Origin of the sequence: Ensifer adhaerens (assembly GCF_001270265.1) — a bacterium.
Taxonomy (GTDB): domain Bacteria; phylum Pseudomonadota; class Alphaproteobacteria; order Rhizobiales; family Rhizobiaceae; genus Ensifer; species Ensifer adhaerens_B.
In genome coordinates, this window is record NZ_LGAP01000059.1 from 1 (window position 1) to 12,539 (window position 12,539).

Annotated in this window: 6 protein-coding genes; 2 read left to right on the forward strand and 4 right to left on the reverse strand. The window is 61.4% G+C overall.

The features are described from left to right. The coding region (locus AC244_RS38710; protein ID WP_053253281.1) for a peroxidase family protein at window positions 1-6,077 on the reverse strand (6,077 nt) is incomplete at its 3' end. 431 nt (window positions 6,078-6,508) lie between these two features. On the opposite strand from AC244_RS38710, the gene AC244_RS34250 reads away from it, so the two are divergent. Both AC244_RS34250 and AC244_RS34255 read left to right on the forward strand, forming a co-directional pair. Further along, window positions 6,509-7,981 carry a sensor histidine kinase gene (locus tag AC244_RS34250; protein WP_234717126.1) on the forward strand — a complete coding sequence of 491 codons (1,473 nt, stop codon included), beginning with the start codon at window positions 6,509-6,511 and terminating at the stop codon, window positions 7,979-7,981. After that, window positions 7,974-8,633: a response regulator gene (locus AC244_RS34255; RefSeq protein WP_053253282.1), complete on the forward strand. Its 660-nt coding sequence runs from the start codon at window positions 7,974-7,976 to the stop codon at window positions 8,631-8,633. The genes AC244_RS34250 and AC244_RS34255 overlap by 8 nt, the downstream gene beginning before the upstream one ends. A 268-nt stretch (window positions 8,634-8,901) precedes the next feature. On the opposite strand, the gene AC244_RS34260 is transcribed toward AC244_RS34255, so the two are convergent. The 3 genes from AC244_RS34260 to AC244_RS34270 all read right to left on the reverse strand — a co-directional run. Next, on the reverse strand, window positions 8,902-9,474 hold the full coding sequence (locus AC244_RS34260; protein ID WP_234717127.1) for a prepilin peptidase: 573 nt from the start codon (window positions 9,472-9,474) through the stop codon (window positions 8,902-8,904). Continuing rightward, window positions 9,474-11,435, reverse strand: coding sequence for a type II secretion system secretin GspD (gene gspD, locus AC244_RS34265; RefSeq protein ID WP_234717128.1), 1,962 nt, complete (start codon window positions 11,433-11,435; stop codon window positions 9,474-9,476). The genes AC244_RS34260 and gspD overlap by 1 nt, the downstream gene beginning before the upstream one ends. Before the next feature lie 314 nt (window positions 11,436-11,749). Continuing rightward, on the reverse strand, window positions 11,750-12,539 hold a 790-nt coding region (locus AC244_RS34270), incomplete at its 5' end, for an IS630 family transposase (RefSeq protein WP_082367343.1).

Here is a 12,539-nt window from a genome sequence, read left to right on the forward strand (position 1 = left end):
CCTCCGATGACGTCGTTGCCGGCGTCGCCGTAGATCAGGTCGTCGCCGCCATTGCCGAACAGCATGTCGGCCCCGGTGCCGCCGTGGATCTCGTCATCGCCCGACCCGCCCGAGGCAACGTCGTCGCCGTCACCGCCGGTCAGCACATCCTCGCCGTCCTCGCCGCGCAGCACGTCGTGGCCGCCATCGCCCGACAGGATGTCGCCGGCAGCCCCGCCGAGCAGCACGTCCGCGGCCGCACCCCCCAGCAGCACATCCGCCTGCGCCGTGCCGATCAGCGTGCGCGCCGCAACCGGCAACGGCGTCTCGCCACCGTCGCCATCGCCACTACCGTCGCCGTCACCGTCGCCGTCGCCGGAACCGCAGCTGTCGTCGTCGTCGTCGTCATCGTCGTGATGATCGTCGCCCGACCAGGCCCGGACCTCAGGCGCACTGCCGCTGGCAAACGAGATCGTGTGCGAGCCGTTCGTCAGCGTGGTCACGCCGTCGAATTCGCTGGCGTCGTAATCCGCAAGGCTCGCACCCTCGATCAGTTCGATCACATCCTGCGACCGCAACGCCCCGACAATCGTGTCGTTGCCGCCGTTCGAACGGAAGACGATGCGATGCGCCGATTGCAGACCGGTGATGTCGATCACATCGTCCCCAGCCGTGCCATCAATGGTGATGGTCGAAAAGTTGAGACTGGTGCCGGTGAAGTCACCAATGACCTGGATCGTATCACCACCGTTGCTGCCGCCGCCGGCACCGCCGGGCGATGTCACCTGCAGCGTGTTGACGCGGATTTCCTCGATATTATCGAGTTCGGCGATGACCGCACCATTGCGGGTGACGACGATTTCGGTATTGCCGTTGAGGATAAGACCGGGCAAGGCAGAGATTGCCGCCGCCCGTGCATAGACCACGAAGGTTTCCGCTCCGAAACTGCCATTCAGCTGATAGGTATCGACGTCGGCGCCGCCATTGACGATGTCGCGTCCGCCGGTGCTGCCGACCTGGACGATGGTGTCATTGCCGTCGCCCGCGTCGATGTAGTCGTTACCGGCGCTGCCGTTGATGCTGTCCACGCCGGCCAAGCCGAAGATCGCCTGCGAGCCATTGCCACCCGTGAGCGTGTTGTTGGCGCCCGATCCGGTAGTAATCGCATAGTCAGTGCCATTGAAGCGCAGCGTCTCCACGCCATTCAACGTATCGGTGCCTTCAGTGCCGGTCAGGTCGGTGACCGTCACGTTGGCGCCGTTGCTGGTGATCGCAAAATTGCTGATCGCGCCGCCGTAAACTGCCACATCCGAACCGCCGCCACCATTCAGCACGTCGTTGCCAGCACCGCCATTCAACGTATCGCCACCGGCGTTGCCGTTCAGAAGATCGTTGCCCGCATTGCCGTTGAGTGTGTCGCCGCCACCGATGCCGGCGATGCCGCTTGCACCTTCGGCGATGTCGTCACCCGCCGTGCCGTTGAATGTCGCGCCGAACAGGCCGGCACTCCAGTTGGCTCCGACCGGCGCCGTCGGTTGTGAGGTGAGCGTTTCGACATGGCCATTGCCATCGGTGAAGCTTACGGTGACACGCAGCTGAAGGCCTGCCTGGGCACCGAACTGGGCGCCGGCGAGATCCTGCGGCGTAAAAGTCGCCGCCGTGGCGCCGGCGACATTGCTCCATGTCCCGTTGATGAGCGCCTGCCACTGGTAGGAGAACGGACCGAGGCCGTTGGCGTCTTGTATCGACGAGACGTTGACGGTGAGCGCTTGCCCCTCGGTCGGTGTCAGATCGCTGATCACAGGCGCGCCCGTTGCCGGCTGGTTGAAGAAGATTGCCGTGTCCACGATACCGTCGGCGAACTTCAGCTGCTCGATGTTGAACAGGCGGTCGGTGCCATCGGCTTCCCGGTTGCGTCCGGTCGTCGGATCGACGATCGCCGCTCCCACCGTGGTGTGCGAAACCGTAAGGCTGCCGTCTTCATTGGCGGTGATCGTGTAGTTGGCGCGCACGTCCCAATAGACCGCAGTGTCGACATCACCTGCATTGCCGCCATCGACGATCTCGCGCACGATCTGGAGCTGAGTGGGCTTGATCTCGCCGGTAAACATCCGGACCTGGATATCGGCAAGCGTATCGACGCTGAAGGGTTGCCAGACCTGGCCGCGGGAAAGATCCGGCGATACCAGAATGCGCACGTTCAGCCATTTGTCGCCATCGATGATGTCGTTGCCGCCCATGCCCTCGATCACGTCGCTACCGCCGCCACCGAGCAGGATGTCGGAGGCATCGGCCGTGTCCATGACGATTGTCTCGGTCTTCCCGGCCACCGTGACCGTGGTACGGGCAAGGTGGTTCGTCAGTGCCGCAAGCCCGGAGACAAGGTTGAGGTTCTTCTCCAGCAGTGCGTTTGAATAGGAATCGACCGGTGCGTTTGGATCGATCTGTGCGGCATTGCCTTCGGCGTCAAATGCGCCGATCACCACGTCGCGTCCACGAAGTTTGTCGTTGAAGCTCCAGCCCGACAAGCCTTCAACGAGATCGAAGCGGTCGCGCAGAATGTTGTTCTGCTGGTTGACGAAGATCGAGATGTTCATGTCGCTGTCGGCGCCGAGCGTATCGCCCTTGTGTATCGCCCAGTCGAAGCCGGCCATGCCGTTGTTTCGCTGGATGCCCGGTCCCTGGAACATGATGTCGTCGCCGGATTCGGCATCGTAGTCGTTGTCGTTGCCGCGGCCGTTCAAGACATCGTGGCCGATGATCGTCGAGTTGAAGAACAGCTCGGAGTTTTCGCCGGCGAGCGTGTCGAAGCCGTCGCCGCCCTCGATCCAGTCGTCGCCTTCATTGCCGGCAAGGAAGCTCGGGCCGCCGGGGCCACGGATAAAGTCGTTGCCTTCACCGCCGCTGATGGTCTTGCTTTCGCTGCCCCCATAGAGAAAGTCGCTGCCGTCACCGCCGAAGATCAGGTCGAGGCCGTTGCCGCCGTTGATGACGTCGTCGCCGGCATCGCCGTGGATCACGTCGGCGGCCCCCACATCCGTGCCGCTGTCGGTGATGATGTCGTCACCGTCGCCACCGTGCAGGTGGTCAACGCCGAAGCCGCCTTCGAGCCGGTCGTTCCCGGCGCCGCCCCAAAGCGTGTCGTCGCCCTCGCCGCCGATGATGATGTCGTCCTCGGAGGTTCCGCCGATAACGACATGCTGGCCGCCGGTGAAGCGAATGTAGTCGACGTCACCATCGCCATCCCGGTCTTGGCGGATGACGAGCGGATTGATCGCTTCGAGGATCGGATTGCCGCCGGTCGGGTCGAGATCGCCAAGCCCGGCATTGAACTGCTTGGCCTGATCCATTTCGAGGATGTATTCGGCGGCCTGGAAGGCGGCGCCATTGAGGTGCACGCCCTGATCCTCCGTATCGGTGTTGCGCATCACCAGCTGCGCGAAGGAATCTGCCTCCAGTTCGTTGAGCAGATTGAGACCCTGGGTGCGGCTCAGATAGTAGAAACGGTCGCCGTTCTGCAGCTTTTCCATCTGCACTTCGAAGACGAAGTTGAAGGTGGAGCCCAGCATGCCGCCGAACGGCATTTTCTTCTCGGCAAGGCCGCCGATCCAGAAGTCGACAGTGTCGAGACCGGTCGTCGTTACGCCGTTGGCAGCCGAAGCCCAAGCGCCTGTACCGTTGAGGAAGTCGAGCCGGTCGGCCGGTGCGTCCGGTCCGCCGAGGACGAGGGCATTTGCGGCCAGACGTTTCGCCTCCATCGTCGTCGCCGCAACAATCGTTTCGTGCGTGCCGTAGGCAGCGATGAAGTTGATCAGGGAGGCAGCGTTTTTGATGTGGAGCGCAAAATCGTACCAGCTCTCGTAGGGACGCAGCATGCTGTCTTGGGTCTGCTGATAGAAATCACGGCGGGCGGCATTGAGCGACGGAACGCCGGTCTCTCGGGCACGGGCAAGGTTGAGGGTCGCCAGATCAAGCGGCAATCCAACGAGATTGTTGCGAAGCGCATCGGTGACGTGCTCGTCGATCTCGTTGCCAACCTGACGGCTCATGCCGCGCAGGATCGCGCCAGCCGCAGCCTCCGCATCGACGCCACTGCCATTGAAAGCGATCGGGTTGAGGAAGGCGTCCATCAACAGCATGTCGGCTTGCTGCTGGCCGGTAACCTCCCCGTCTGTACCGAGCAGCAGGTTCAATCGGGATACGTCCTCCGTCAGCATTGAATGGCCGAAACGGTAGACGACATGCGCGAACTCGGCGGCGATGCCGGGATCGAGGTCGATGCTGTTGGAAAAGACAAAGGCGTCGACATTCGGTGCGACGGCGCGCGCGAACTCTTCGAACACCAGGTGCTGGTAGACCATTTCCGTCGAGAAACGGCCGGCCTGGAACAGACGTTCGCCATCCCATACGAGAGCATCGATTTCCGCCTGGCTCGTCGGCATCGCCGTGACGTCGACCAGCAGCCACTCGTTGAGGAAGGCGAGATCGGTGTTGGGACCGGTCAGGAGCTCCTGCTTGATCTCGTCGATCTGGCGGTTGTGTTCGTGATGGAAGAGGTGATGGACAGAGGTCAGGCCGATATTCTCGTTGCCGCGGCCGTCTCCGACGATGTAGTGCGCGTCGAGCAGCTCGTTGTCGTAGGTCGTGGCGATGCCGTACATGTTGGTGGCGATCGGATTGCCGGCGACCGTGTCGTCGTCCGGCGTGACGACAACCGGTGGCGTTGCCGGATTGCGATCGTGATCGACCGGGCCGGATGGCACGGCGCTATGCGCGATGTCGTTGAGGAAGGCGCGGCCGGCCGAGAGCGCCTGGGACGCGATCGCAAGCTGCGCCGGGTTGCCCTCGACGGCGCCTGATGACGTCACCAGTTGCGGGAAGCCGGAGGCGCCGCGAACGAATTCTCCATAAAGATCGGTGGCAACGGCGGGCACGCGAAGTACGTCCGCATCCGTCAGCAGGATGCCGAGCTTGGTGGCCGCCTGTTCCTTGACGTCCGCCCAGGTCGCCGGCCCACCATTGGCGCCTTCCAGCATCCGCCCCGTCGCCACCGGCTTGCCGTCGACCATGATGTATTCGCGTAGGAACACCTGATGCGACGGATTGGACGTATAGACTTGGTTGAGGTCAATCCAAGGCGTCGTCTCGTTGTTGTGCTCGCGAATGTCATCAGCCGTACCGACGATGCCGTCGGCGCCGGGCTGGTTCTGCGCACGGGTCAGCACCATGAAGTTGGTCGGGCTGCCGGGAACGTAGAGCGGGTCATCCGGATTCAACGGAACATAGACCGTGCCGCTGCCGCCCTTGCTGACGAGGTCGAGGCCGTGATCGAAGAACTGGCCGAAGAGCGTGAAGAAGCCGTTGAAAGGCGGGGTGTCGCCAAGGTCGGCGGAAACGTTCGGAACGAAAACCGAGTCACCTTCCATGGTGACGCCGAGGGTCTCTTCGAGAACTGCGTAGGCTGCCTCCTTGGTCGTGAGCTTGTCGGCAAGATCGGTCTCGGCAGCGGCAACCGCGGCCTGGGCGGCAACGATTGCTTCAGGCGTCGGCGGTGGTCCGTAGAACAGGGCGGCAAGACTCGCCTTCGCTGTTGCCAGCGTCTTTTCCGCGGCAACGAAGTCCGTATAGGTCGTCACAGCAGACGTATAGGCCCCCAGGTTGGACGGTACTGCCAGGACCGAAAACGGATCGGCGTGCCCGAGATTGGTCAGTGCCGAGATGATCGTGGCCGGATTGCCGATCGATTGGTCGGCGATCAGGTTCGAAATCAGACGGGGCTGGGAATCGTAGACGTTACCGGATGTCTGCTGGTAGCTGCTCCCTTGCGTAGCGGGAGAGCCCGGGCTGTGCAGTCCCGCTGGCGCACCCTCCGCCGGATTGAAGATAGGATCGAGCAGGCGCTGCATCAGCTGGTCGGCGGAGCCGTAGTGCTCCTGTCCGGGAGCGAGGTTGTTGTAGCTGCCGTCGACGGTCCTCAGGCCGTAGGGAATAAGTCCGCTCGAAACCAGCGCCGTCAGCGGCGTGCCAGCCGAATGCTGCTCCGCGAGCTTGATCTGCTTCAGGATGAATTCGAGGTCATGCCGGTTGAGCTGTACCATTTTACCCTCCGTCGGCCGTAACGCAGCCGCGTCCGCCTGTTTTTGCCAAAGTTCCACACCCCGACGGGCAGGCATCGGCCTGCACACGTCGGTTGCAACATCGTTTGATTGCCCGATCCCTCGATCAGGGCCTTGCTGTTGATGCTGAGATGTTCGGCGGAAACAGCGAAGAAAGAAACGTCGCAAAGTCGGGCGAAATCGCCGACGAATGTCGGACCGTCATTCCGACCACTGTCGGCGTGACAAGTAGAATAGGGCCGCAACGGATACTGGACTTAGGTCCAGATATAGTCTGACCCAAAGATGTTGTTCGCGACCGCCCTTTCAATTTGTGAAAATACTGCGATCATCATGCGACAAGGCAGCGCTTTGATTTGGGCTCGCGGACAAATTCTGCTTCGCGCATGACCCGAAGGAGGGACCGGCGCAGTTTGACTGATCTTTTGGATGGCATATCGGGGGATGCTCCGGCACTGGAGGAACGCTTCGATCCGGCGCGGCACGGACGGTGGTCATCGCCAGGACTTTGGTTTCATCGCCAGACCTTGTCCGTCCAGTTTCTGCTGGCGAGCAGCGTGCTGATCCTTCTTGCCGCGGCGATTGCCGGCTATCTGATTTCCGAAGAGGTTTCCAAGAACACAGCTCATGACCGGGCGGCATCCACCGCGCTTTTCATGCAGAGCATCCTCGAACCCATGGCTCAGGAGCTGGACGAAGCGAAGGAACTCTCGCCGGCGACAATCGCGAGACTCGATCACCTTTTTGCCGATCAGCAGTTCCGCAGCCGCTTTCCCTATTTCGAGCTCTGGCGTCCGGATGGAACGGTGGCCTACTCCTCCTCTAGGCAGTTGATCGGCCGCCGGTTCAATCCGCCGGCGGGTCTCGTTCGAGCCCTGAGCGGCGAGGTCGCCGCCGAGTATGCCGACTTGAGTGCCCGCGAGCACACGCTTCGCCACTTCAGCACGCGTTATCTGGAAATCTACAGTCCGGTGCGCCGGGCCGACAGTGCGGCAATCGTCGCGGTCGCCGAGGTGCAGGAGGATACCGAGCTCCTGCATCGGGAAATCTTCGAGGTGCGGCTCAGCAGTTGGATTATCGTCGCCGGTGCGTCCGCCTTGATCATGCTCGGACTGTTCGGCATCGTGCATCGCGGCAGCGCAACGATCGAGCGACAGCGCCAGAAGCTCGAACAGCGCGCCTACGAGGCGGAACGGGTGTCGGAAGAAATCCGCATGCTGCGCGACCGGGCGCGCCTCGCCTCGTTGCGTCTGACGGATTTCAACGAGAAACTGACGCGCGGCATTGGCGCCGATCTTCACGATGGGCCGGCCCAGCTCATCGGCTTTGCGGTTTTGCAGATCGAACCGGCGCGCCGCGCCAAGACCAAGGGCGAGCGCGAGCAGTCGTTGGAGGCGATAGGGCGAACGCTGGATGAGGCTCTGCGCGAGATCAGGATGATTGCCCGCTCGCTTCTGCTGCCCGACATCGACCGCCTCAACCTCGAGCAGGTCATCGCGCGCGCCGTAAAACTGCATGAGGCGCGAACAGGAACAGTTGTGCGCGTCGAAACGGTGGGCGCCGACATAGCCCTGCCGGCTGTCATCAAGACCTGTGCCTATCGCTTCGTCCAGGAAGGCCTCAACAATGCTCACCGACACGCCTCCGGCAATGACCAAAAGGTGGTCTGTCGCATCGACGGCGCGGTGTTGACGCTCAGCGTGCGCGACGGCGGCAGGCGCCTAGGCGAACCGGCCCCCGAAAGGAAAAGCGAGGGCGGACTCGGCATTCACGGGCTTCGCCAGAGGGTGGAAAGCCTTGGCGGCACGCTTCAGTTTAAACCCGGGCCGGAGGGGACGGCGTTGACGATGATGCTGGATCTTGGAGGAGGCATGCTCGATGAGTGAATCGACCTCGGTCATCGTCGTCGATGATCATTCCCTGTTTCGCATGGGCGTGCTGCAGGCGCTACGGATTGAGGAGGGGCTCTCGGTGATCGGCGAAGGCGGCTCGAAGGCCGAAGCGCTCGGCCTCGTCGAGAGATTATCGCCCGATGTGGCTTTGCTCGACATCTCCATGCCCGGAAACGGCATCGACGCTGCGCGCGATATTGCCAGCCGGTGGCCCGACACCAAGGTCGTGATGCTGACCGTCTCGGAGGAAGACGACGACGTGCTCGAAGCGCTCGATGCGGGGGCGGCCGGCTATGTCCTGAAGGGCACGCCGGCGCCGGAACTGGTCGCAGCCATCGTCGCGGTTGCCGCGGGGCGCTCCTATATGTCGCCCAATCTCGGCATGCGGCTTTTCGGCGTCATCCGCAGCAGGACGGAGGAGCACAAGGTCGAGAAGCTGATCGACGCTCTTTCACCGAAGGAGGAGATCGTCTTTCGCCTGCTCGGCCGAGGCTATACCAATCGGGCGATCGCCGAGGAGATGGGCGTTCAGGTCAAGACCATCAAGTTTCATGTCAGCCGGCTGCTGATGAAGCTCGGAACGAAAAACCGCGTCGAGGCGGCATTGATGGCGCAGCGGCATCTGAACACTACGAAGAAGGACTAGCACCGACGCAATGTCGGCTAGCTTTCTCGCTCTCAATTTTCGAAGTTTATGGCGTCTCTGCAGCCCTGTGTCATCGCAATGGAAGTCGGCACAGCCCATTGTCGCAGCCACCCACTCTTCGGTTTGCCGAAAATGCAGACCGTCATCGCCGGACTGATACCAACCTGCGCTGATATTACCGATTGCGTGGGATCGTCCACGGACATCCGGCGAGAAGCATACCGCAGAGCGATGCCTTGGCATCGGTCGAGGACACGCAGGCGACAATTTACCTAAAGACCTGGGCCAAGTACCATGCACCCCAGACTGCCGGGGCTAGAAACGAGGCGTAAGGAATGCGTCGCCCTGGCGGCCAATGACCGTGCTTCATCGTCGAACCCAGTACGAACAAAAGCGCGCCCAAAGTTGCACAAAAAACAACCAACGCAAAATTTTCCCAGCCGATCCAAATACCTGCAGCAGCGCCGAGTTTGATATCGCCCAGTCCTAACCCCTCGACACCGCGGAGCCTGAAATAGAACTCTCGCACCAACAGCAATGCCCCGCCGGTCAGTGCGGCATCGCGGGCGATCTGAAGGAGAGTCCGCGACGTCGCCACTCCCACCGGATCGACGCCAACGAACCATGCTGTGATACCGATAACGGCGACCAGCGCATTGGTAAAATCCGAAACCCTGAGGCTTCGCCAATCCTGAAGTGTGATACCTGCCATGCAGCCAGCAAGTAGCACCGACAGAAATACTCGCGCCGCTTCGAGGGTTGCGAGCCCAACCACGAGCGCAGCCACGGTCGCGACGACGACCGGAAGTAAGTCCGGGCCAATGTGCTTAGAAAGCAGCACTACTTCAATGCTTTCGAGCCCATGCCCCACATCCGCCCCTGCAACTCCTCGGCAACGCTCTGCGCATCGCGTGAATCGCGGATGACCATCGGCCTGATCATGATCAGCAGCTCTGTTCGCGCATTCGAACGGTTTTTGCTGCCGAACAGGCTACCGACGTGCTTCAGTCGGCTGAGGAATGGAATGCCGTCTTTCCCGCGCTCCTGCGTTTCGCTGATCAAGCCGCCAAGCAGCACCGTCTGGCCGTCGAGGACCGATACCGAGCTCGAAATGCTTCTGTTGGAGATGACCGGCGTCAGGCTGTCGCCATTGGTTGCGTTCGATATTTCCTGGTCGATTCTCATCGCCACCACGCCGTTCTCGGCGATCCTCGGGCGTACGTTCATGATGATGCCGGTGTCCCGGTATTCCACCTGGTTGCTGACCGGCGCATCGGGGGCTTCCACGGGCACAACCGTACGTGTAATGATCGGGATCTGATCGCCGACCTGGAAGCGCGCGACTTCGTTCTCGACCACCACCAGCGACGGCGACGACAGTATCTGAACGTCAGTGATCTTATCCAGCGCACTGATGATCACATCCGGGCTGCTTTCCGAACCCAGGACGAAGTTGAAGCCGGGAACCTCGCGGGCGACGTTGTCGGCCAGAACTTTGAACAGACCGAACGATCCGTTGTCGTTGCCCAGACCGACCGATTTGCTCTTCACGAAATACTGGACGCCGAAGCGCAGTTCGTCGGTGAGCCGAACCTCCGCCATCGTCACACTGATCGCGACCTGGAGCTGGGGAACGTCGATCCGCGTCAGGGCGGCAAGCACGCGCTTGCGCATCTCGAGATCGGCGTAGATCACGATCGAATTGTTGGATGGATCTGAGCGGATGCGAACCTGCTCGGCCCCAAGCTCCGGCTCCAAAGGAGCGCCGAAGCGCGCCGGGTCAATGTCGACGACATCTTCGTCGGTGGCTGCTGCGTCCTGCGTGGCCGCGTCAGTGGGCGCCGCCTGCTCTTCGCCTTCAGCCTCTTCGTTGGCCGCAAACAGGCGCTGCAGAAGTTCGGCAATCTTCGTCGCGTCACGATATTTGACGCGATAGACATGAACGCTTTGCCCGAGATCAGGGTTCTCCCGGTCGAGACGGCGGACCCAGGTTTGGGCGCGTTCCGTCAGTGTCCGGTTCTGTGAAACCGCCAGAACGGCACGCAGTCTCGGCATCGACATGAACTGTATGAGGTTGTCGCCCTTGCTGGCGAAAATCCGCTCGAGTTCGGGAATGACGGCTTCGGGGCGGGCATGCTGAAGCGGCAGGACGGCCACCGACTGATCTTTCATCCAGTCGACGTCGAATGCTGTCACCGTCTCCAGCGCCGCCTCGCGATCCGGCCCGCTGCCGGCGATCAGAATAGCGTTGCGCGTGGTGTCAATTCGCAGCGAGCCCGGACGCGCGCCGAAGCCGTCGACGAGTCGCGAAAGCGCCTGCGCCGAAACATACCTCAGCGGCACGACCGTTATGCCAAAGCCCGTCGGGCGACCTTTCATGCTGACCTGGCCGGCGACCGAAGATCCAGCTTCGACGATCTGAAAGGCACTGCCGCGCCGAACCAGATCGGCACCATTCATTTCGAGCAGCGATTCGAGAATGGACACCAGGTCGTCACGAGGAACCGGTCGAGCGCTCGACAACGTCACCGTCCCGGTTACCTTCGGATCGATCGTGTAAGTCTGGCCAAGCGTATCGCCCAGGATGGCTTGCACGACGTCACGAAGCTCGGCCCCCTGAAAATTCAGACTGACGCTATCGCCGCTTGCACCTTCCCCGCCATCTGGAGCGGCGACCACCCCGAGGCGAGAGGTCGAGTATATCGCCGGCTGGCGGGCGTCAGCCGATCCGGCGGATGCATAGCCGAGCGTCGAATTGCCACCTTTTCTGAGTGTACGCGCCTGCAGGTCCGCGCTTGTCACTGAGCCCAGAATCGAGTCGACGTCGTTTCCTAACCGACCCTCTTCAGAGACACAGCCTGTGGCCAGCAGACAGACACCGAAAAACAAAGCCGTCCGAAGAACTGTCCCGCTAGATCTCATTTCATCACGACTGATTCTCACTTCACTCATGGCGAAGCCTAGCATTTCTGCAAAGGATCACTATTATTATCAGCGGCTAATCCACTTCCTCCATCACGGTTCCTGGGGATAACTGCATATAGTCGCAAGGGCCGGCATCTAACGGCCTTCGATGTCGCCAGGCCAAAAAAGATGGCGGTGGAACTAGTGTCCCGTCACCGAGATTCTGACTCGTTGACCTGTGGTGTTGGATAAGACTTAGCCATCTTTTCGCGCGCTTGCTCGATTGAGAACATCCATCGGATTTGGGCACCGCTATCGGTTCGACGACGCTCCCATGCCTGAACCTCACTTTCGAGCAGGTTGCGGTTGTCGATGCGGCGGTCAAGACACTGTCGGCGCATAACGCCGATCTCGATCTCGGCCATATTGAGCCAACTCGCGTGGCGGGGCGTGTAGTGGAATTCCAGACGTCGCAAAATCCGACGTGCCTCAGCGGCTGGGAACGTCTGATAAATAGCAGAGGCCGTGTGGGTTGATAGGTTATCCATCACCACACGGACGCAGTCGGCGTCGGGATAATCGCCGTCGACGAGGTCGCGCATGCAGACGGCGAAGTCCTCGTTGGCGCGCCTATCTGTGACCTTGACCTTGCGCCACGACCTATTGGCATCGACCATAACGAAGAGGTTGGCCGTGCCATTGCGCTTGTATTCAGAATCGTAGCGGTATCGCTTTCCCGGTTTCTGGACGATAGGCACGCGCACTTCGCCGATGAGCTGGATCGGACTTTCATCGAAGCAGACGACGGGTCGCTTAGGATCATGCGGCTCAGCGTAGAGGTCGAGAAGATCCTCCATCCTGGCGATATATTCGCTATCGATTTTGGCGATGCACCACATTTTCCTCTGCCACGGCTTCAGGTCGTTGTCGTCCAGCCGGCGGCGGATGGTGTCGCGTGAGACACTCTGATGTTCGACCACCTCCAGCAGCGCGTTGGCCAGA